This is a genomic window from Chryseobacterium sp. TB1-D10, from assembly GCF_059803555.1.
The window spans coordinates 118,903-141,656 of sequence record NZ_JAPFHB010000009.1; the positions used below are offsets into that span (position 1 = coordinate 118,903).

Here is a 22,754-nt window from a genome sequence, read left to right on the forward strand (position 1 = left end):
AAAGCAACATTCAGAAATGAGTGTTGCTTTTTTTATAGTTTGGTTTTATTTATAATTACTTTAACGTTCATTAAGATTTTACGGCATTTTAATTGAATAATAGAAAGCATCAAATCAAATTTTTCAATTTAACCACAAAATAAAATATTATGAGCACTCAAGATCAAAATTACAATGACGCAGAAAGAGCAGTTGACAGAACTGAAAACTCATTAGAAAATGCTGCTGATAAAGCGAAAAATAGAGTTAATGAATATGCTGATAAAGCAAGAAATTACATTGACGAACAAAAAAGAAACAACACAGAATCTACAAAAGAAGGATTCTTTGAAAAACTGAAAGCCAATGCTACAGAAGCTTGGGAAGATACCAAAGATTTTGCAGAAAAAGCTTGGGACAGTACAAAAGATACAGCATCTGACGCTTGGGAAAAAACCAAGGATGCCAGCGAAGACGTGAAAGCAGAAGTCAGAAAAGCAACGAATTAGTTTTTAAGTTAGTAATAGTTTTTCAACACGAAAGGAGAAGACATTTATCAAGTCTTCTCCTTTTTTATTTATATTTACAAATTATTACGATGTAAATGAAAAACTTAATTTTCTCAGTTATATTTTTAGGATTTTTTGCAAATTCTCAAACATTCAATCAGGATTATGCCAATGTCAGCAATCTTGTTTCTCAGGCGAATATCAATAATTATCTGCTCGAGTTCGAAGCTTTAGGCGTCAAAACCACAGGTTCTACAGCCAACAACTACGCTTACAACTGGCTAAAAAACAAATATTTATCTTTCGGATATTCTGAAGCCGAAATTACCAGAGACAATTTTACTTACAACGGAAACGCCACATCCAACATCATCGTCACCAAACAAGGCACAAAATATCCAAATATTTACATCATCGTATGCGGCCATTACGATACCATCACAGGTCCCGGCACCAATGATAATGGCAGTGGCGTTTCAGTAATTTTGGAAGTTGCCCGGCTTTTGAAAAACGTTTCTACCGATTATTCTATCAAATTCATCAATTTTTCGGGCGAAGAACAAGGCTTGCTTGGTTCTCAGCATTATGTAAGCAGCGTAGTCAATGCAACCAGTCCTAAGATGAATATCCGTTTGGTACTTAATATAGACGAAGTGGGCGGAATCAAAGGACAGACAAATGATACCATCACTTGCGAGAGGGACGAATCCAATAATCCAAGCGCAAACAATACTGCGTCAAACACTTTTACGCAGCAATTGATAAAATGCGTCACACTTTATTCTCCTCTGAAAACGAATCTTAACTACGCGTATGCTTCAGACTATATGCCTTTCCAGGCAAATGGCGAAGTGATAACGGGACTTTTCGAATATAACGAAACACCTTATGCACATACAGCGAACGACAAATACATCTATCTGGATCCGGTTTACATTTACAATATTGCAAAAGCCACGACAGGTGCGGTTCAGCATTTTGCAATCGCAGGTCAAACTTTGGACACTTGTACGCCAAAAGAAATTGTGATGAGTTTCAGATTCTATCCCAATCCTGCACAAGATTATCTGCAACTGGAATTTCTGAATAGCAAGACCCAGCGTTTCACATTTACGATTACAGATTTCGAAGGAAAGATCTTAAGCAAAACAGAAAACCAAACCAGGATTGATATTTCTTCACTTTCAAAAGGGATTTACTTAGGAACTTTCAAAGTGGAAGACCAGGTGATTACCAAGAAAATTATCGTTGAGTAAGGAGTTAATCTGGGCAATCCCCTTGCCTACGCTTGCCGTCCAAAGGCCACAGCAGAGCCATCAGCTTGGGTCGCGCTATCCGTTACTATCTTTTTCCAGCCTTGGCTTTTTCCTGGCTTTAGAAAAAAGGATAACCGCTACTATCGCTATTGCAGGGACCATTTGTAATCAATTGAAGTTTCCTGTTTTTTAGAATATTTCTATATTTCTATTTTCAGAATAATCAATCATAATAATTTCGCATTACGAATTCTAAAATTTGTATCTTTGCACCTATGCAAAAAATCTTAATCGTAGAAGACGAAAAAGCAATCTCTGGAGTACTTCACAGTATCTTATCAGACGAACTTCCAGAATACCAATTCGAAATCGCAGAAGACGGTCTCGAAGGTTTCAAGTACATTGAAAAGGAAGATTTTGCCTTGGTGATTTCTGATATTAAAATGCCAAAAATCTCAGGAACAGAACTTCTGAAACAAAGTCTGGCTTTAAAACCTGAAAGCACTTTTATTATGATCTCTGGACACGCAGACATAGATACTGCTGTCGGCTGTTTGAGAGAAGGTGCTTATGATTTTATCTCTAAACCGATTGATATCAACAGATTGATCACAAGTGTGAAAAACGCTTTGGACAAAGGCAATCTTCAAAAAGCAAACTCAAATCTGAAGCAGGAAAATTCTCAGCTGAAGAAAAAAGTCAATAAAAAATATCAGATGATCGGGCAATCTCCTGCACTTAAAAAGATCCAGGAAATCATCGACAAAGTGGCGGTTTCTGACGCAAGAGTTCTTGTAACCGGACCAAACGGTGCTGGTAAAGAATTGGTTGCGCACGCAATCCATTCTCAAAGCGAACGTTCGAGAGGACCAATGATCGAAGTAAATTGTGCTGCAATCCCGTCAGAATTGATTGAAAGCGAATTATTCGGTCACGTGAAAGGTTCTTTTACAGGCGCGATTAAAGATAAATCCGGAAAATTCGAGCAGGCCACTGGCGGAACTATTTTCCTTGATGAGATTGGTGATATGAGTTTGGTTGCTCAGGCAAAAGTGCTTAGAGCGCTTCAGGAAAGCAAAGTTTCTCCTGTTGGAAGCGACAAAGAAATCAAGGTTGATGTCCGCGTGATCGCTGCTACTAACAAAAATCTGGCTAAAGAAATTGAGCAAGGAAAATTCCGTGAGGATTTGTACCACAGGCTTTCTGTAATCGAAATCAGTGTTCCTTCTCTTAATGACAGAGCGGAAGATATTCCATTATTGGTGGAACATTTTACCAATTTGATCGCTTCAGAAAAAGGTTCTGCACCAAAGAAATTTGACGATAAATCCATCAAAGCTTTGCAGCAATATGATTGGACAGGAAACATCCGTGAACTTAGAAACGTTGTAGAAAGGCTGATCATCTTAGGTGCTGATCCTGTAACTGCTGATGACGTTGCTAGTTTTGTAAAGAAATAAACTTAATTAAATATTATATTTAACCGCAGTTTATTCTGCGGTTTTTTTTTTGGAAAATTTTGAAAAGTCAACAACCACTTTTCATTGAATAATAAATTATGAACAAATGAAATTTTTAGATAAACAATACACACAGCAAGGGCTAAAACTGGCACTTCCTGTGATGTTGACACAAGTCGGGCAAGTGTCCGTGAATCTCTTCGACAATATCATCGTGGGAAAACTTTTGGGCGCGCAGGCTTTGGCTTCTGTGTCTTTGGGAAATGCGCTGTTCTTTTCCATTTTCGTTTTGGCACTGGGATTTTCTTTTGCTATTCCGCCATTGGTTTCTGAGGCTAATTCTCAGGGAAAGCACGATACCATCAATTCGGTTTTCAGACACGGATTTGTCATCAATCTTGGGATTGGGATTTTGCTGATGATCTTACTACTGGCCGGACTTCCGTTGATCAAACATATGGATCAACCTACTGAAATCATTCCAGACACGATTAGTTTTTTAAGCATCATGGCATTTACAATGATTCCGTTTATGATGTTCCAGACTTTGCGAGAAGTGTCGGAAGGTTTGTCATTCACTATTGGTGTTACGAAAGCTACAATTATTGCGAATGTTATTAATATTGCTCTAAATTATGTTTTCATCAAAGGACTTTTCGGCTTACCGGCAATGGGTGTCCAGGGTTCTGCTTTGGCAACATTGATTGCGAGAATCTTTATGGTGGTTTTCTTATATTTTGTTTTGGTAAAAGAGCCGAAAACAAGACGTTATATCAAAGATTTCTCATTGAAAATCAATTTGTTTGCGAAAGAAATGTTCAGCAAAATGTTCAAGCTTGGATTACCAACCGCTTTGCAAATGTTCTTCGAAGTGACAGCTTTTGCAGCGGCCGCTTTCATCTGTGGATTGGTAAGTTCTCAGGATATTGCGTCGCATCAGATTGCTTTGTCAATGGCTTCATTCACATTTAATCTTTGTATCGGTTTTAGCGTCGCTTCTACCGTGATGATTGGGAACAAAATGGGTGTGAGAGATTTTGAAGGCTTAAGAAAAATTGGAATTAATAATTTTAAGTTGACACTGATTTATATGGGATTTTGTGGCATTATGTTCATTCTTTTCCGAAATGTTCTGCCTCATTTCTTCACGAAAGAAAGTGATGTTTTGGTGATCGAATTGGCTTCAAAACTAATGATCATCGCCGCACTTTTCCAATTGTCCGATGGAATCCAAGTGACAGCTTTGGGTTGTCTGAGAGGAATCCAGGATGTGAAAATCCCGAGTGTCATTACGTTTTTAGCCTATTGGGTTTTCACGATTCCGGTTGGCTATTTCCTTTGTGTGACGATGAAAATGGGCGCATTTGGAATGTGGATCGCGCTTGGAATTGGATTGACGATTTCTGCGATTCTTTTGGTCATCAGGTTTTTGAGGTTGAGCAAGAGGAAAGCTTTATTAATTAATAATGAAGAATTAATAGTGAATTAAGGCTTTGAACCTCTCGCAGATTTTGCAAATTTCGCAGATCTATTTTTTAAAATCTGTTTGGTCTGCTGAATCAGCGAGAAAAAAAATAATCATTATTCTAACGGCGAATTGCTCGCAGCCCGACTTGAGCGGAAATCCTTTTTTGCGTATACTAAAGTTCTATCTAAACTGAAACCGTCAGCAAAAAAGATTGGGAGCGGAAGGCGGAAAAGCTGCCCAAAGAATCTCAATTATATAATTTGCGACTTTGCTTCAAAAACATATTTTAAATTTTTAAATTTGCAACACAAAATTCTGAAATGAATATCATACAACATATACAATCCAAAATATCCGAGATCATCCCGAAACTTTGTGGCGTGGATGGCGTAAATCTGGATGTTCAAAAAAATAAAACCGAGTTCGAAGGCGATTTCACTATCGTGATTTTTCCTTTGGTAAAACTGGCGAAGAAAAGTCCGGACGCTATTGGAAATGAACTTGGAGAAGCCATCAAAAATGAAATCGATTTCATTGAAAGTTTCAACATCGTGAAAGGTTTCCTGAATCTTAAATTGAAAGACGAGGTTTTTGCAAATCAATTGTCCGAACTTCAGGATAATTTTGACAACGTAACACCGAAAAATTCAACGGTAATGGTGGAATATTCTTCACCAAATACGAACAAACCTTTGCACCTTGGACACGTTAGAAATAACTTGCTAGGTTTCTCGGTTGCTGAGATTTTGAAAGCTGACGGTTACAATGTCATCAAATCTCAAATCATCAATGATCGTGGGATTCATATCTGCAAATCGATGTTGGCCTGGGAGAAATTTGGGAACGGTGAAACGCCTGAATCTACGGGTTTGAAAGGCGATAAACTGGTCGGAAATTATTATGTAGAATTCGATAAGTTATATAAATCCGAGATCAAAGCAATGGTGGCTGACGGCATAGATGAGGAAACTGCGAAAAAGCAAGCGCCATCTATTATCGAAGCTCAGGAAATGCTATTGAAATGGGAAAATAATGATCCGAAAGTTCGTGAACTTTGGGCAATGATGAACGCTTGGGTTTACGCAGGTTTCAATGAAACTTACTTTAAATTGGGCGTTAACTTTGACCAGGTTCAATATGAGAGTAATACCTACATTCTTGGGAAAGATCTCATTCAAAAAGGTCTTGATAACGAGATTCTTTATAAAAAAGAAGATGGCTCGGTTTGGTGTGACCTGACCGACGAAGGTTTGGATCAAAAACTACTTTTGCGTTCGGACGGAACTTCGGTCTATATGACTCAGGATCTTGGAACAGCTGTTGAGCGTTTCAAAGAAAATAATATTCAAAAACTGATCTATACTGTTGGTAATGAGCAGGATTATCACTTCCAGGTTCTATTCAAAATCCTGAAAAAATTAGGTTATGAGTGGGCAGATCAGCTTTACCATTTGTCTTACGGAATGGTGGAATTGCCGGAAGGAAAAATGAAATCCCGAGAAGGAACTGTGGTAGATGCCGATGAATTGGTTGAAGAAATGATCACAACAGCGAAAGAAAAATCTGAGGAATTAGGCAAGTTAGAAACGCTTTCCGACGAAGACAAAGTAAAATCTTATGAAACCGTTGGGCTTGGAGCTTTGAAATATTTCATTCTGAAAGTGGATCCGAGAAAGAAAATGCTTTTCAATCCTGCGGAAAGTATTGATTTTAATGGAAATACCGGGCCATTTATTCAATATACTTATGCCAGAATCCAGTCACTTTTGGCTAAGGCTGAATATGCTGGAAAAGGAAATTTCGGCGCTTACGTTCCGAATGAAAGTGAGAAGGAAGTGATTATGCTTTTGGCTGAATTTAAAGTAGTGATTGCGCGTTCTGCGGAGTCTCTGAGTCCGGCTTTAGTTGCAAATTACGTTTATGAATTAGTGAAATCTTATAACTCATTTTATCAGAATAATCCGATTGTAAAACAGGAAAATCTGGATGCAAAACAATTCCGTCTTCAGGTTTCTGATTTGGTAGCGAAAACAATTAAGAAAGCTTTGGCAATGCTTGGAATAAATGTGGTGAACAGAATGTAATTAGCTGATGGCGAATGGCTTTTGGCAATTGGCTAACAATTCAAAAATAAAATTGAAACTCTGCTTCGGCGGAGTTTTTTTTGTTTTAGATTCATTCCTCACTCCCATATTTATCTAAAATATAATTTGTAACCGGTTTTAGGTCGCTTCCATTTTCTGGATTCACTCCATTATCTGTAAAAAATTCCACTTCACTTTGATATTTGGAATACCAAATGTTTTTAATTGAAGTGATTGTATCCGGTCTTGTTATTCTTTTGAAATTTGCTACTTTTTTATGGTCAATTGCAACCAGATTATTCTTTGTTTGACCACAATCTTCCGGAATATATTCTTTCCCATTCCAGTACATACATTGCTTTGCTTTTGGTATGTTGAGCAATCCTACCCTATTTTCATTCGCATTTTTTTGAGGCGCAGTTTCTTCAGCTTTATACATTTTACTTCCTATTACAAAACTTCCACAAAGAATAACTCCGATAATTCCAAGATTACTTTGTTTTGAAAGAAACTCCTGAAGATTAAAAACCGGACTATTAAGAAGTGTAAAATTAAAATTAGATCCTTTTATAAAGTGTTCTTCATCATCAATGCTAAATCTTAATGTTGTAGAATCATTAATCTTTTTTTCAAATTTGAAATTCTTGCAAAAATCGTCGTAATTCTTATATCCGATGTATTTACTTAATTGATCCAAAGTTATTTCATCGATATAACGATCCTTATTATTCTCTACAAGGTCTGTGTAATAGCGGACAAAGGTTTTTTCATTCTTTGCAGATTCAAATAAGCCTTCGAAATGGGTACTAAGATATCCGGCAAGATAATTTTTGCTGACATTCTCTTTTTTCAACTCTTTCTCTGCTTGTTCAAAAGCGGTTTTTACTAAGATTTTCTTCTTGTCATACATATATTTTATTTGAAGAATTAATTACGTGTCCAAATTAGACAAATCCCTGTCTGAAAAATTACGGTTTTCCATAAAAACAATACAAATCCTGTCCATTCTGTGTCCAGCCTGTGTCTAGGAAAAAGCACCTCATTTGACTGAAATTTGTAATCAGAAATCAGTGATAAACAAAACATTACAAAAACAAAGTTACAAAACTGATCTCAAAAAACAATCAGATAAAACGGAGGTAAATCTCTGGCTTGGGAAGCGGATGTTTCTCTTCCGTTTTTGAAGGTTGACTTCCCAAAAATTTAAGAAGCGCTTCTTTTTTCAACAACTGTGTAAACCTGCTCGTGGACTGTTTCGCGGGGAAGAACACGAATGTCAATTTTTAAATTTTTAAAACAATGTTAAACTTAATCTTAATATTAATGGGATTGATTTCAAATCCAAATTCGAATACGTCAAACTGTGGCGGTGATGAAACTACACCATCAATCGTGAATCCAACAACAACACCTCCTACAGGCGGAGAGGACGGTCATCCTGTTCCTCCAAAAATCATCGGCGGCTAGGACACGGCAGACTTATATGTAATTTAATTAGCGAAAGAGTTTTCTTTCGCTAATTTTATTTAAATTCGGTGAAAACTAATAACTTGAAGATTTTTGCATTTTTATTAATCATATTTATTTATTCTTGCTCAGATAAAATAGCTGATGAAGAAAAGATTACAAATCATTTTTACGACAAAGCTTTCGAATACAGAGAAAAAGGCAACATTGACAGTTCTTTTTTGTATTTCTATAAAGCTAAAGACGTTTTCCTGCAACAGAAAGACAGTTTTGGGATTGCAAAATGCCTTGTAAACCTCGCTATCATTCAGGAAACTAAGGGAGATTATTTGGAAGTCAGGAAACGGCGCTTTCGGCACTGCGCTATTTTAATGCGAATGACAGTTTACAAAACACATATTTATCTATTAATTATAATACTTTGGGCATCACAGCCAGTAAGTTGGAAGATTACACAAAAGCTATCCAATTTAATCAGCAGGCATTAAAATTTGCTGATGATTTGACAAATAAAAATATTTATCAAAATAATTTGGCTAACAATCACAGGCGAATTAAAAATTATAATGCGGCAATAAGGATTTTAGATTCGCTGTCAGAAAAAAGCACAGCAGGATCTTCCCACTCAAGGATCATAGACAATCTTGGCTTTACAAAATGGCTTCAAAACAGGAACTACAATCCGATTCCGGAATTCCAAAAGGCTTTAAATATAAGACTTCAGGAAAAGGATAATTGGGGACTCAACTCCAGCTATTCACATTTTGCAGATTATTACACGGAAAAAAAAACAGATTCTGCATTATTTTTTGCCAGAAAAATGTATGAAACGGCTAAAGAAATCAAAAGTCCGGATGATAAGATTGAAGCACTTCAGAAATTAATCTCTCTGGAAAATCCTGAAAACTCCAAACAATATTTCAAAATCTATCAAAAACTTAATGACAGCCTGCAAACAGCCAGAAACAAAGCTAAAAATCAGTTTGCCCTGATCCGTTATGAAACCGAAAAAAATAAGGCAGATTTCCTCAAAGCAAAAGCAGAAAGTGCCGAACGGCAGAATAAAATTATAGTTAGAAATATTCTCGTTATATCTTTAGTTATTTTTCTAATATTTAGCTTCCTTCAGTACAAAAAAAGGCAGAAACGACTTCAGCAGGAAAAACTATTAGAAGTAAAAAATACAGAACTGAAATATTCCAAAAAAGTACACGATGTGGTAGCAAACGGACTTTATCATACGATGATAGAAATCCAAAACAATCCTGAACTAAACAAAGAAAACATCCTCAACCGCATCGAAAAAATGTATGAAGAATCCCGGGACATTGCTCAGGAAGAGGTTTTAGAAACGGATTTTTTCTCACGATTTTCGAAGATGATAAATTCTTACAATTCTTACCATCAAAAAGTTTTGATCGTGGGATACAAAGATGATTTGTGGGAAAATGTCTCAGAACGGGTACAATCTGAGTTATACTATATCGTAAGAGAAATGTTGGTTAATATGAAAAAACACAGTCTTGCGAAACTCGCTTCATTAAAATTTGAAAAGAATGAAAATAACTTAATCATAAAATACACTGACAACGGAATAGGAATCAACAACTTGGAAAACAAAAAAGGAACAGGAATCCGAAATACGGAAAACCGTATTGATGCTATTAATGGAGATCTTATTTTTGAAAAAAAAATAAATGGTGGATTAATTATAAAAATCACCGTTCCAATAAATTCAAAATATGTTTAAAAAAATTCTAATTGCAGAAGATCACGAAGTCAGAAATTTAGGTGTTATCAATGCATTGTCGGAACTCCGCATTCAGGAATTCGATTTTGTAAGCTATTGTGATGATGCCGTAAAAAGAGTATTAAAAGCTCTTGCTGAGAACAAACCGTATGATCTTCTAATTACCGATCTATCTTTTGATAAAGATCATTTGGAGCAAAAAATCAATTCCGGACAGGAACTGATTGATGAAGTAAGAAAAATACAGCCGGATCTGAAAATTGTTGTTTTTTCCATCGAAAACAAACCGGCGATTGTTGATGAGCTTTTCAAGAAATATAACATTAATGGTTTTGTAAGTAAAGGCAGAAATGATGGGAAAGAACTAAAAAATACGTTAAGAAAAACATACAAAGGTGAAACGGTAATTCCTCAGGAGATTATCAATTCTATCAGGAATCAATCTTTTGTATTCTCAGAATACGACACACTTCTTGTAGAATTATTAGCAAAGGGTTTGAAACAAAATCAGATAGAAATGCATTTCAAAAAAAATAATATTACTCCCGACAGCAAAAGTTCTATTGAAAAACGACTTGGAGAATTGCGCGAAAACCTGAATGCCAAAAACAACATCGAAATGGTTGTGATGTGCAAGGATATTGGCATAATTTAGAAAATAACAACATTTAAATTAAACCCTTTCAGAAAATTTCTGAAAGGGTTTTTTTTTAGAAAAAATTCACTTTACGGTTTTCCGTAATGAAGGGACTTCTAATGATTATACTTTTGGATTATTAAACAAATAAATAATACCATAATGAAAAAAACCTATTACTTAAACAAAAATCAACAGTCAAATGGAGATTATGAGGTTCACGAAAGTTCTTGTAATTATTTACCTCTACAAGAGAACAGAGTCTATTTAGGAGAATTTTACACTTGTAATGACGCCGTAGTAGAAGCAAAGAGAAGATTCCCTACATATAAGAATAATATAAACGGCTGTTATTATTGTTCAAAAAGTTGTCATACCAGCTAATTAAAACTATAAATCATCATGAAAAAATTATTCTTCACCTTACTGACATTAGGATTATTAATCCCAACAACTTACGAAGGATCAACAGGCAATTTATCTTCTACAACAGAATTTACAATTCAAAAACAAAAAAAGAAGAAATCTTCAAAAAAGAGAAAATTGAAAAAGACTTACTCTCAAAGCAAGGGCTGTACTTATCAAGGACATACTTTATATGTAGGGAAAAGAGGCGGCTGCTATTACATGGCCGGAAACAGCAAAGAATATGTAGACAGAAGCTACTGTTCCGGATGTAACTAATGATGGAAAAAGCCAAAAATAAAACAGAAACAATTAGGCTGGAAATCGTCTATAAAACATTTTTCTCTTTTTGCGCATTATGCTGCTTTGTTGCAGTGCTTCCGCTTCCGATCTCTTATTACACATTTCTCAGGGTTATTGTTTTCATCGCATCAGGAATTGCGGTTTACCATTTCGGAAAGCAGAAAAAATATCATTGGATAATCATTTTCGGAGTAATTCTGGTTTTATTCAATCCCATAATTCCGGTTCATTTTTACCTGAAAAGCATCTGGATTCCGATTGATATCGTGACAGGAATTCTATTTCTACTTATCATATTCATCAGGAAAAAAGTAAAAGAAATAACACAAGAAATCGCTCCGGAAAGCTCGCCACAACAAAAAACCTACAGCAGAGACAGAATCATTAAAACTTCATCTAAAAACAACAATAACAATGAATGAAACAACCGAACCAACCGAAAGCCTCAAAGCCCATTTTCTCAGGCTTTATCAAATGGCTATTTGCGATGACAACTTCAGTCCGCTGGAATTGAAAGCTCTTTACAAATCTGCAGAAGACAGAGGAATTTCCCCAAAAAATCTGGACGAAATCCTTTTGAATCCCGTCAACTCCAAAATTGCAGTTCCGCAAAGCATAGAAGAAAAAATTGACTGCCTCTATGATCTTACAGTCATGATCTGGGCAGACGGAGAAGTGTCTCCCAACGAGAGAACTTCATTAGAAAAATATGTGCTGATGTTCGGATTTATGGAAGAAAACAGTTTACAGATCGTAGATTATCTGATTGATTCTGTAAAAGATGGAAAAAGTAAAAATGATATTTTCAACGATTTAAAAAACTAAATTATGACAAGCAATATCAAAAATATTTTCAGATTAAAACCTGATTCAACGGTTATAGATGATTCTCATTTGAAATTCGTTGAGACTAATAACAGCCAAGAATCAACGGAGGAAAGCAGAAAAAGAACCTATCACGAATCCGGTTACAGAGACAGTTCCAGAAACAGCGGGAATCATACGGCATTGTCCATTTGTCTGGACGCCATCTACTCGAAATTTCAAAATGAAGAAAAAGAACTGGCCGAGAAACAAAATAAACTAAAGGAGCCTTACATCAACGAACAGAAAAACAAAGAAACCGAGATCAAAGGACTGACTGTTTCTCTCGATAATAAAGAAGAGCAAATCAAAGAAGTTCAGAATAACATTAAGAATGTTCAGGATAAGATAGAATCTCTTAAATTCGAAATCAATGATATCCCAAGAAATCCCGAAGTTTATCACATCAATGCGCGTAAAGGCGCTTCTACAAAATTCTGGATTGGTCTTTTATTATTAATTCCGATAACTCTTTATCTTTTCACATTTTATATTTCGACCTCATTTTCTGCTTTCTTTAAAACCTTTGATCCCAATGTCAGCATTATGCAGAGTGTTTTGGACGCTCAGGCTTTCAATAAGGCTTGGGATGAAGGTCCGTTGGAAGGCGCATTCGTAACGTTGATTCCGTTTGTTTTTTTAGGACTTGGCTATCTGATTCATATGTTTGGAGAGAACAAAAACTGGCTGAATTATGTGAAAATGCTTCTGCTTTTTGTGGTCACATTCATTTTCGATGCCATCTTAGCTTATGAGATCGAGTCCAAGCTTTATGAACTTAATAAAACGTTTGATTCTCCTCCATTTGACTTGTCGATTGCTTTTACCAAAAATCAATTTTGGGGAATCATTTTCGCCGGATTTGTAGTATATATTATATGGGGATTGGTCTTTGATTTTATTATGAAAGAACATAAAGAAAAAGACAAAATCAAAAATGAACAGCTTAAAAAGCATCAAGACATTACGGTTCATCAGGACAGAATCTCTGCTTTTGAAAAACAGACGGAAGAAATCAAAAACAGTATTGCAAGTATCAAAGAACTCATCATCAAAGCAAGAGGGAGAATTGAGGAGCTTCAGAATATTATTGACGGCGTTATTATCCCAACCAAAGAATATAAATCTTATGCCTCCGAATATGTGCAAGGCTGGATCACTTTTGTCAATGAAAAATTAGCCGTTTCGCATTCCGTGAAGCAGGAAATGATTGACGAATGTAAAAACCAATACAATTACAACCTCAACAAAGTAGGGGCAAATTCTGACAGTCAGAATTCTGTGTATGTTTCTGTTTTATAAATTATTGATTATGAAAAAAATATATTATTTATTAATTCTTTCTCTATTTGTACAATGTGGAAAGAAACCAGAAACAAAAACTGGAGGAAAAGGCGTGGATTCTATTACGAATAATAAAAATCTAAACATTAGCATCCTCATTGATTTGTCTGACAGAATCGATCCAGAGAAATATCCGAATCCGTCTATGGAATTTTATCAAAGAGATCTGGAATATATCAAAGCCATCAAAACAGGATTCATAGATCACGTAAAAAGTAAGAAAGTCATCCAATTGAATGATCAGATGCAGATTTTCTTCAATCCTGAGCCTTCAGACCCGGAAATCAATGATTTTGCTAAACAACTGAAAGTTTCGTTTTACAAAAACACCTCGAAAGAAAACATTAAACTTGTTGATGAAAAATACACTTCTCTCCCGGACAGAATTTACCAATCAGCAATTCAGGATAAAAAGTATGTTGGATCGGACATTTGGGGATTTTTCAAGAATAAAGTGAAAGACTACTGTATCAAAGATAAACACAGAAATATCCTTTTCATTTTGACAGACGGTTATATGTTTCATAAAGATTCAAAATTTTCTGAAGGAAACAAAACCTCATATCTCACTCCGGAACTGGTAAAATCTATGAAACTAAACAGTTCGGATTTCAAAACTAAAATTGAGGATAAAGATTTTGGTTTTATCAAAGCAAATGACAACCTTGATAACCTGGAAGTCGTAATTCTAGGAATTAACCCAGAAAAAGGCAACCCTTTCGAAGATGAAATTATTAAAATCTATTGGGAAAATTGGCTGAAAGAAATGAATATTAAAAAATATCAAATTAAGGATGCTGATCTGCCCAGTAATCTTGAGCCTTTAATTAAAAACACAATTTTAAATAAATAAGTCAATCTACAATTACTAAAATGAGATTTCAAATTGAAATCTCATTTTTTATTAAAAAAAAGATCTACCAACTTATTTTCGAAGTTCATTAATATATTTTGAACACCGTAAAAATTATTATTTGTAACAACTCTTACAATATTTAAATAATTTATCTGTCAAAAATCTGATATTCAAGAAAAATAAAATAAAAAGTTGTACTCAACTAAAAATTTTATTTCACTTTACGGTTTCCCATTTTTTACTTTCAAAGGCTTTTTATATATTTAACGTCAATTATATTTCAGAGTTAAATATAATGCGAACCGAACAATCAATTGACAAATACGCTTTTATTAAAATTCAAAGGCGTATTTTTTTATATCATATTTAAAACATAACCAAGAAGAACATTTATTTTATGGCAATTAATTTACAAAAAGGTCAGAAAATTGACATCGGATTAACCAAAATGACCATCGGGCTAGGCTGGGATCCAAACGAAGGAACCGGACATGATTTTGATTTGGATGCATCAGCAATTATGATCGATTCCAATAGAAAACTGGTCGGAGAAGATTATTTTATTTTCTATAATAATTTGAAGTCTCCGGATGATGCACTCACGCACACAGGCGATGATCCAACAGGTGGAAACAGCGATGGCGACGATGATGAAGCCATCATAATTGATCTGGATAAAGTGGATTCCAGAGTAGAAGAAATCTTGTTTGTGGTTACGATAGAAGACTTTGAAAGAAGAAAACAAAACTTTGGACAAGTACGAAATTCTTACATCAGAATTGTAGATAATTCTAACAATGAAGAGATTGCAAAGTACGAATTAGACGAGGACTTTTCTATAGAAACTGGTGTCGAGTTCGGAAGACTTTACAAAAGAAACGGCGCCTGGAAATTTGAAGCTTCAGGTATTGGCTACAAAGCCGACCTAGGCTTTTTCCTTGAGAAATATTATAACGGATCCATCATAAAATAGTAGTATGGCAATTAATTTACAGAAAGTTACCATCGAGAAACAAGGTGACACGCACTCCATCGATCTCACAAAAAAAGATAATAATAAAGAGATTGTCATCAATCTGAATTGGTCTCAAGGCGAAACCAAAAAAGGTTTTTTTGCAAGCTTATTAGGCGGAAATAACGCAATCGATCTGGATCTTGGCTGTTTTTACGAATTGGCTGATGGCTCAAAAAATGTGATCGACGGTGTTCAGTTTTCGAAAGGAAATGGCGGACCGAGAGACAGAAAAACACGTCAGGGAAGATATACAGATTCACCCTGGATTTGGCATACAGGCGATGACAGAGGCGCTGCGGCTGGGTCTGGAGAAAATATCATCGTGAACCCGAATAATAGTATCAAAAGAATGGTCATCTATTGTTTCATCTACGAAGGTGTTGCAAAATGGGCAGAAACCAACGGTGTTGTGACCATCAAAGTATCAGGAAATCCGGATATCGAAGTTGAAATGGGTAAACAAAACGACACCAAAAAATTCTGTGCAATAGCGGAAATTTTGTTTTCTCCGACAAGTTTGCAGGTTAAAAAACTGGTAACATTCCATAATTCACACAGCGATTGTGACAGAATGTACAATTGGGGAATGCAATGGGCAGCAGGATCAAAATAATTGTTTGTGGAAATAGACATAGATTCTTACGAGCATTTTTCTTTTGACCTTTGGCTGACATTAATCAAATCAAATCCCGATTTCAAATTCAAAAGAGATTCTTTATTCAGAGATTTTTTTTCAATTGATAAAGATATTGATGAAGTTAGGAAAGTGATCAGACATTACGATGTTTTATTCAATAAAATTTCTGAAAAAACCGGCAATCATATTGAGAGAGAAGAAGTTTTTCTTTTGATGTTGGATGCGTTAGGTAAGGAAATTGATGCGATTGATGAAAATCATTTAAAGTCGTTTTTTCAGCAGGTAGATGAATTATTTTTGAATAATATGCCAATTCTTTTATGGGAAAATATCGAGGAAATATTAAGGGAGATCAAAGAAAAAAATAAAACAGCCAGCATCTTGAGCAACACAGCCTTTATTCTCGGCGACTCATTGAGCAAAGTTTTGGAACATCTTGGTCTGGCTCAGTATTTTTCATTTATGATTTTTTCTGATGAAGTCAAAGCTTCGAAACCTAATATTCAGATTTTTGAGATGATGTTCAATAAAATCAATGACTTAAGAAAACTCGATAAAGAACAGATTTTACATATCGGCGACAATAAAAAAGCTGATTATGACGGCGCAAAAACATTTGGGGTCAACTCAAAATTGGTGAAATTTTAAAAAAGTTATGAAAAAAAGATATAGTTTACATAAAATTGAAAGTGAACTTAAAAGCCCTTTTGATGAGGGAAGTTACAGCAAATTCAAGTTTGGAGACACTTCCGTTGCAAGACATTTTGCTGCAGAATTATTCCAGGGTTTTATTTCAGAATTTAAAGATGAATTATTACAACAGGAAGAGATCATTCTGTTCCCAAGTCCATATCATTCAATCCCGACGGCTTCCAATTTTCTCTGCACTTACTTCAAAGAGCAGCTGAACTATTTCCTTTTCGAGAATGGGAAATCGGCTTGTCTGGAAGGCAAAATCCACAGGAAACAGACTTATGTGGAAGATTATGGCAATATGAGTTATGAGGAAAGAATCAATCTGATTTCCAATGATACTTATTACATCGATAAAAGCTTTGTGGACGGCAAATTCTGTCTTTTTATAGACGATATCAAGATCACGGGAAGCCACGAAAATACGGTTGATAAGATCCTGAAACATTATGGCGTGAATGGTGAATTTATTTTCGTATATTTTGCTGAATTAATAAACAAAGATATTCATCCGAAAATCGAAAATCATTACAACTATTTCAAAGTAAAATCTACGGAAGATTTGATAGAGGTTATCAACGGAAAAGATTTTCATTTTAATACAAGAATCACGAAATACATTCTGCTGATGCAGGATTCGGATTTTGAAAAAATATACGACAACATCTCAGAAGCGAAAAGAAACGAAATTCTGAGTTTGGCAATCAGTAATAATTACCATCTGGTAGAGGAATACAAAGAAAATATTATCAAATTAAAAAATAAATTACAATGGCGATCAACTTACAAAAAGGACAAAGACAAAACATTAATGCACCAAAATTCACTATTGGATTAGGCTGGGATGCGAATAACTCTTCCACTGGAGGCGCTTTCGACCTGGATGCATCGGTTTTTGTTTTGGGCGAGAATAAAAAAATAGTTTCTGACGAGTTTTTTGTTTTTTACAACAACTTGCAAACGCCGGACAAATCTGTGACACACACAGGTGATAACCTAACCGGAGACGGCGATGGTGATGATGAGCAGATCAAAATAGACCTTACAGGAATCGACCCAAGAGTGAAGGAAATCATCGTGGTGGTGACGATTCACGAAGCAGATTCCAGAAATCAGAACTTTGGTCAGGTGAGAAATTCTTTCATCAGAGTTTTCAATACTGATACGAATGAAGAGATTTTAAAATATGAATTGGACGAGGATTTCTCAATAGAAACGGCTGTAGAATTCGGTAGAGTTTATGAGAAAAATGGCGAATGGAAATTCGAAGCGGTAGGAAACGGACAAAGAGACGGATTAGAAAAATACCTAAGCTTATATCAATAATGGATTTACCTCAAGTTAATAATGCGGTCATTGATAAAAATGGCAATGTAGATCTGGCGCAGCTGGGAACTACAGACGTTCAGAAATACGACAGCCTTTCTGGATCAATTGATGAGCAAAATCCGAATTCGATCATCAATTTCGGATCAGAATTACAAAATTCTCTGGCTAACCAAAGTGATTCTTTCCTGAACAACGTCAGAAAATCAAACTCAGGGGAAGTTGGTGATTTGATCAACAAATTGTTGGTTGAACTCAACTATGTAGATGTTGACGAGATCGAAGGCAGTTCTGTGAAAAAGTTTCTAAAGAAGATTCCGTTTTTGAATAAAATGGTTTCATCTGTAGAAACACTTTTTGTGAAATATGACAAGATTGTCAATAATATCTCTGATATTTCTAATAAAGTCAATGCAGGAATCATCAATTCTACTAAGGATAATGCAGTTCTGCAAACGATTTTCACAAGTAATATAGAATCTGTAAAAAAAATTGAGGATTACATCATCGCAGGAAGCATTAGAATGCAGAAGTCCAGCGAGGAATTGGCTTTGATGGAAATCAATGCTGCTAATTATCAGGATTATCAAATCTCGGACAAAAGAGATTTCATCAACAGATTGGACAGAAGATTGGCCGACCTCAAAGTCGTTCGATTTATCATTTTGCAGTCTTTGCCACAAATACGATTGATCCAGAACAACAATGTTTCTATTGCAGAAAAAGCGCAAACCATTTTAACGACAACGCTTCCTGTCTGGAAAAATCAATTGACTTTGGCAGTTGCAATGCACCGCCAGCAGCAGAATATCGATATTCAGAAAAAAGTATCTTCTACAACAGAAGAGATTTTGAGAAAAAATGCACAAAGATTGCAGCAAAATACGATAGATGTTGCAAGGGCGAACGAGCAAACGATTGTTTCCATAGAAACGCTTCGTGATACGACGAGTTCATTGATCAATACCTTGAATGAAGTGAAGCAGATCCAGCAGCAAGGAACACAACAGAGACAACAGTTGGATGTAGAGTTGAAAACCCTTGAAGATACTTTAAAAAAGCAAATTCAAAATTCTTAAATAACAATTGAGCCCGGAGCAGAATATTTTAAAGAACAGTAAAAAAAGAATACAGAAACTAAAGCTTCTAAGTAAGTTTTTTCAGAAAGAAGATCTGATCAATATCATCATAAAAACGGAAGTGATCCAGTCTTATTTTGAGTCGAAATCTATTGCAGGATTGGATATCAATAAGTTGGAATTATTTCATATTCAATATACTGATAGTCTGATTGTTCTTCTTGATAAAATTAAAAAACAAAAGGAAGCTGGGATTCTTACGGCTTATAAGGAAATCGATGCCAATGAAGATTATATCGCAGGATTTATTTCCCAGGAAAAAGGCGGCCGTGATTTCAATACGGAAAGAAAATATCAGAATGCTTTGGTCTCAGACTTTTTAAGGTCTATTTATGATAATTTGACAGACGTTAGAACACCGATTGATTACAAAAAAGTTCGGGATCTTTCTAATTCATTTGCTCAGGATTATTACAGAAAAGAAGCTAAAATAGACTGTTTGCTGAGTTTGCCCGATGTCAGATATTATGAATTCGATAATGTAGATATTGAAAGGAAATTGTTAGGAAAACTGAATGCAAACAACTTTAAGATCCGTTTTGTCTGTGGTTATATCATCAGCAATCAGATCTTTGAACTGTTCAGAATAGTTGACACGAATGAAGATTTTATCTGGAATCTGCAGACCAATGAGTTTTATCTTTTGGCAGAAGATATCGGATTATTGCTCGATCGTTCTCCAAACACATCTTCAAAAAGATCTATTGTAAGTGAGCTCAGAAACAGAAATGAGGAACTTAAAACTAAAGCAGAAAATATAAAATCTGAACTTCCGGAACAAGTAATCACACTTTTGGAAAAATATAAAGAAACTTTGGACAGTCAGGAAGTCCTGAACCAAGTGATAAGCATTGATGAAGAACTAAGTATTCTTACCTCGATGCTGAATTTAAATTTAAATAATAAAATACAATAAAATGGCAATTAACTTACAAAAAGGACAAAGAATAAGTCTGGTAAAAGAAAACGGAACAACGTTACAAAATGTTTGTGTAGGCGTTAACTGGGGCGCAATCGAAAAGAAAAGCTGGCTGGGAAGCGTGACGAAAGAAGCGGTAGATCTCGACGCAAGCTGTATCTTATTTGATGAATCAAAAAATGTTCTCGACACGGTTTATTTCGGACAACTGAAATCGAAAGACGGCGCAGTGAAACACAGTGGCGATGACCTTACAGGCGATTTGTCTGGCGATGATGGATTGGATAATGAGATCATCACTTTGGATTTTTCTAAACTAAGTTCAAACGTAAATTACGTCGGTTTTGTACTTAATAGTTACAAAGGACAGGATTTTGGGACGATTCCGTTCGCATCAATCAGAATTTATGAAGGAACACCTACAAGAGTTTCAGAGGTTTTTGCAACTTATAATATTGCAAAAGGTGATAATTTCGGCGGTCACGTGGCAATGGTGATGGGCGTTTTCTATAAGAAAAATGGAGAGTGGAAATTCAATGCGATCGGAGAACCTACGAGAGATAAAAAATTGCAGGAAACGGTGGAAACTGTAAGACAGAATTATTTATAATTCGTTTTGATTTCTTAAATAAATTTAATTGAAAAACTAATAGCCATGTCAATCAATTTACAAAAAGGACAAAAAATAGACCTTAGAAAAAGCTCTGGAGAAGCATTAACCAATTTTTGCGTCGGTGTCAACTGGGGCGCCATAGAAACTACAAAATCTGGATTTTTAGGTTTCGGAACCAAGAAAGTGGTTGAAGATGTTGATCTGGATCTCAGCTGTGTGATGTTGAATCAGAACGGAGATCTTGTAGACTGGATCTATTCCCCGGAATATAACGGCTGGCTTTCTCAGAACAATTTTCCATTAGGTAAATTATCCTCAAAAGACGGCGGTTTCAGACACAGCGGAGATGACAGACAAGGTGATGTAGGTGGCGATGATGGTTTGGACAATGAGATCATTTCCGTGGATCTTGGGCGTGTAAGTCCGGACGTAGATAAAATCTTTTTCTTCCTAAATATCTATCTGAATCAAGGTCAGAATTTTGATTTTGCTCAGATTCCATTTGCGAAAATCAGAATGTATGAAGGAACACCGACTCGTGTGAACAGTGTTCACTCCCATTATGATATCGTTACAGATTCAAGTTACAGGGGAAAAGGCGCTTTGATCTTAGGCAAACTTTACCGAAGAAATGGCGATTGGAAATTTGATGCCATTGGCGATCCTTTCGATGATAAAATCTTTGTTCAGACCATTCAGAGGATCACACAAAATTACAAATAACCCAATTTGATATGAGAAGATTACCCGTTTACCTATTGTTGGACACATCAGGATCGATGTCTGGCGAACCCATAGAAGCAGTGAAAAATGGCGTCCAGATGATGCTTCATTCTTTGCGCCAAAATCCTCAGGCTATTGAAACGGCTTATGTCAGCATTATCACATTCGACAGTGAAGCTAAACAAATCGTTCCACTTACGGATCTCGCATCATTTCAAATGGTCGATATCAAAGCACAAAGCACTACTTCATTAGGCGCTGCATTGGGATTGTTGGCAGACAAAATGGAACTGGAAATTACAAAAACAACCACCGACCAAAAAGGCGACTGGAAACCTTTGACTTTTCTAATGACAGATGGTGTTCCAACAGATGATTGGCAGACTGGTTTTAATAAACTTAAGAATATAAATAAAGGCTTGATCGTAGGTTGTGCCGCAGGTTCTGGCGCAGATGACAGTATTTTAAAACAAATAACAAGTTCCGTTGTAAGACTGGACAATGCAGATTCCGAAAGTATTTCCAAATTTTTCCAATGGGTCACGGCTTCCATTTCCACAACCTCTACCAAAGTAGAAGAAACAGGAATTGATTTCGTTGGATTGGATCAGTTGCCGCCGCCACCATCTGAACTGGTAATCGTATCATAAAATTATGAACAGACGACTTTTAGCCTATTTTTTATTGGACACTTCCGGATCAATGCGAGGCGAACCAATTGCTGCACTTAATAATGGCTTCAATGGTTTAATAAGTATGCTTCGTTCCGACCCACAGGCAATGGATTCTTTGCATATTAGCGTGGTCACATATGATCGTGAAGTTAATAATCTGATACCGTTGGTTGACCTGGCAAGTTTTCATCCTGTCGAGATCAAATGTCCGGACAGTGGACCTACGCATACTGGTCAGGCTTTGGAAATGATCTACGACCTTGTGAATAAAGATTTAATCAAAGGCTCGGCTGACAGAAAAGGCGATTGGAAACCACTATTATTTGTTTTTACAGACGGTAAACCTTCCGATCTGCAGAAATACAGAGAGATGATGCCTAAAATTAGATCCTTAGATTTCGGTGTCATTGTAGGCTGTGCAGCTGGACCAAAAGCGGAAGTAAGTTTCCTCCAGGAACTGACGAGTAATGTTGTAAAACTAGATACAACAGACGCTTCCACATTGACCACATTTTTCCAATGGGTCAGTTCGTCCATCGAAATGGGCAGTAAATCGCAAGGCACGGGAGAATCCATGACACTTCCGCCACCGCCAAGCGAGCTTAATATTATTGTCTAATAAAAACCAAATGC

Annotated in this window: 26 protein-coding genes; 25 read left to right on the forward strand and 1 reads right to left on the reverse strand. The window is 35.8% G+C overall.

Annotated features, from left to right (window positions below):
- The first annotated feature begins 149 nt into the window (after positions 1-149).
- The 5 genes from OPU68_RS13565 (at position 150) to argS (ending at position 6,756) form a co-directional block, all read left to right on the forward strand.
- Complete coding sequence (locus OPU68_RS13565) at positions 150-488, forward strand: hypothetical protein (protein ID WP_498474530.1); 339 nt, start codon at positions 150-152, stop codon at positions 486-488.
- Between the two features lie 95 nt (positions 489-583).
- Positions 584-1,744, forward strand: a complete 1,161-nt coding sequence (locus tag OPU68_RS13570) for a M28 family peptidase (RefSeq protein ID WP_498474531.1) — start codon at positions 584-586, stop codon at positions 1,742-1,744.
- Positions 1,745-2,019: 275 nt separating this feature from the next.
- Positions 2,020-3,204, forward strand: a complete 1,185-nt coding sequence (locus OPU68_RS13575) for a sigma-54-dependent transcriptional regulator (protein WP_498474532.1) — start codon at positions 2,020-2,022, stop codon at positions 3,202-3,204.
- Between the two features lie 106 nt (positions 3,205-3,310).
- Positions 3,311-4,693, forward strand: a complete 1,383-nt coding sequence (locus tag OPU68_RS13580) for an MATE family efflux transporter (protein ID WP_498474533.1) — start codon at positions 3,311-3,313, stop codon at positions 4,691-4,693.
- 299 nt (positions 4,694-4,992) lie between these two features.
- Positions 4,993-6,756, forward strand: coding sequence for an arginine--tRNA ligase (argS, locus tag OPU68_RS13585; protein ID WP_498474534.1), 1,764 nt, complete (start codon positions 4,993-4,995; stop codon positions 6,754-6,756).
- A 91-nt stretch (positions 6,757-6,847) separates the two neighbouring features.
- Here the strand turns inward: argS and OPU68_RS13590 are convergent, their stop codons facing one another.
- Positions 6,848-7,666 (reverse strand): hypothetical protein, encoded by an 819-nt coding sequence (locus OPU68_RS13590; RefSeq protein ID WP_498474535.1) that lies wholly within the window; start codon positions 7,664-7,666, stop codon positions 6,848-6,850.
- A gap of 389 nt (positions 7,667-8,055) precedes the next feature.
- Here OPU68_RS13590 and OPU68_RS13595 point away from each other — a divergent pair, with 389 nt between their 5' ends.
- The 20 genes from OPU68_RS13595 (at position 8,056) to OPU68_RS13690 (ending at position 22,740) form a co-directional block, all read left to right on the forward strand.
- Complete coding sequence (locus tag OPU68_RS13595; RefSeq protein ID WP_498474536.1) at positions 8,056-8,223, forward strand: hypothetical protein; 168 nt, start codon at positions 8,056-8,058, stop codon at positions 8,221-8,223.
- Positions 8,224-8,291: 68 nt separating this feature from the next.
- Entirely contained in the window at positions 8,292-8,711 is a 420-nt protein-coding gene (locus tag OPU68_RS13600) for a hypothetical protein (protein ID WP_498474537.1), read from the forward strand.
- Complete coding sequence (locus OPU68_RS13605) at positions 8,645-9,973, forward strand: tetratricopeptide repeat-containing sensor histidine kinase (RefSeq protein ID WP_498474538.1); 1,329 nt, start codon at positions 8,645-8,647, stop codon at positions 9,971-9,973. Before OPU68_RS13600 ends, OPU68_RS13605 begins: the two co-directional genes overlap by 67 nt.
- Positions 9,966-10,628: a response regulator gene (locus tag OPU68_RS13610; RefSeq protein ID WP_498474539.1), complete on the forward strand. Its 663-nt coding sequence runs from the start codon at positions 9,966-9,968 to the stop codon at positions 10,626-10,628. The genes OPU68_RS13605 and OPU68_RS13610 overlap by 8 nt, the downstream gene beginning before the upstream one ends.
- Before the next feature lie 384 nt (positions 10,629-11,012).
- A complete protein-coding gene (locus OPU68_RS13615) occupies positions 11,013-11,294 on the forward strand; it encodes a hypothetical protein (RefSeq protein WP_498474540.1) in 282 nt (93 codons plus the stop codon).
- Positions 11,294-11,740 (forward strand): DUF6804 family protein, encoded by a 447-nt coding sequence (locus tag OPU68_RS13620; protein ID WP_498474541.1) that lies wholly within the window; start codon positions 11,294-11,296, stop codon positions 11,738-11,740. Before OPU68_RS13615 ends, OPU68_RS13620 begins: the two co-directional genes overlap by 1 nt.
- On the forward strand, positions 11,733-12,143 hold the full coding sequence (locus tag OPU68_RS13625) for a tellurite resistance TerB family protein (RefSeq protein ID WP_498474542.1): 411 nt from the start codon (positions 11,733-11,735) through the stop codon (positions 12,141-12,143). The genes OPU68_RS13620 and OPU68_RS13625 overlap by 8 nt, the downstream gene beginning before the upstream one ends.
- A 3-nt stretch (positions 12,144-12,146) precedes the next feature.
- Entirely contained in the window at positions 12,147-13,484 is a 1,338-nt protein-coding gene (locus OPU68_RS13630; RefSeq protein WP_498474543.1) for a coiled-coil domain-containing protein, read from the forward strand.
- A 10-nt stretch (positions 13,485-13,494) separates the two neighbouring features.
- Positions 13,495-14,379, forward strand: a complete 885-nt coding sequence (locus OPU68_RS13635; RefSeq protein ID WP_498474544.1) for a hypothetical protein — start codon at positions 13,495-13,497, stop codon at positions 14,377-14,379.
- Positions 14,380-14,779: 400 nt separating this feature from the next.
- Positions 14,780-15,355 carry a TerD family protein gene (locus tag OPU68_RS13640; protein WP_498474545.1) on the forward strand — a complete coding sequence of 192 codons (576 nt, stop codon included), beginning with the start codon at positions 14,780-14,782 and terminating at the stop codon, positions 15,353-15,355.
- A 4-nt stretch (positions 15,356-15,359) separates the two neighbouring features.
- A complete protein-coding gene (locus OPU68_RS13645) occupies positions 15,360-16,010 on the forward strand; it encodes a hypothetical protein (RefSeq protein WP_498474546.1) in 651 nt (216 codons plus the stop codon).
- A 6-nt stretch (positions 16,011-16,016) separates the two neighbouring features.
- Positions 16,017-16,682, forward strand: coding sequence for an HAD family hydrolase (locus OPU68_RS13650; protein WP_498474547.1), 666 nt, complete (start codon positions 16,017-16,019; stop codon positions 16,680-16,682).
- Between the two features lie 7 nt (positions 16,683-16,689).
- Positions 16,690-17,565: a phosphoribosyltransferase family protein gene (locus OPU68_RS13655; protein WP_498474548.1), complete on the forward strand. Its 876-nt coding sequence runs from the start codon at positions 16,690-16,692 to the stop codon at positions 17,563-17,565.
- The gene (locus OPU68_RS13660; protein ID WP_498474549.1) at positions 17,499-18,053 is read left to right on the forward strand and encodes a TerD family protein; all 555 of its coding nucleotides are present in this window, start codon (positions 17,499-17,501) and stop codon (positions 18,051-18,053) included. Before OPU68_RS13655 ends, OPU68_RS13660 begins: the two co-directional genes overlap by 67 nt.
- On the forward strand, positions 18,053-19,132 hold the full coding sequence (locus OPU68_RS13665) for a toxic anion resistance protein (protein ID WP_498474550.1): 1,080 nt from the start codon (positions 18,053-18,055) through the stop codon (positions 19,130-19,132). Before OPU68_RS13660 ends, OPU68_RS13665 begins: the two co-directional genes overlap by 1 nt.
- Positions 19,133-19,139: 7 nt before the next feature.
- Positions 19,140-20,108 (forward strand): hypothetical protein, encoded by a 969-nt coding sequence (locus OPU68_RS13670; protein ID WP_498474551.1) that lies wholly within the window; start codon positions 19,140-19,142, stop codon positions 20,106-20,108.
- A 1-nt stretch (position 20,109) separates the two neighbouring features.
- A complete protein-coding gene (locus tag OPU68_RS13675; protein WP_498474552.1) occupies positions 20,110-20,721 on the forward strand; it encodes a TerD family protein in 612 nt (203 codons plus the stop codon).
- A gap of 45 nt (positions 20,722-20,766) precedes the next feature.
- On the forward strand, positions 20,767-21,447 hold the full coding sequence (locus OPU68_RS13680; protein WP_498474553.1) for a TerD family protein: 681 nt from the start codon (positions 20,767-20,769) through the stop codon (positions 21,445-21,447).
- An 11-nt stretch (positions 21,448-21,458) separates the two neighbouring features.
- Entirely contained in the window at positions 21,459-22,097 is a 639-nt protein-coding gene (locus OPU68_RS13685) for a vWA domain-containing protein (protein WP_498474554.1), read from the forward strand.
- Positions 22,098-22,101: 4 nt separating this feature from the next.
- Positions 22,102-22,740 (forward strand): vWA domain-containing protein, encoded by a 639-nt coding sequence (locus OPU68_RS13690; RefSeq protein ID WP_498474555.1) that lies wholly within the window; start codon positions 22,102-22,104, stop codon positions 22,738-22,740.
- Positions 22,741-22,754: the final 14 nt, after the last annotated feature.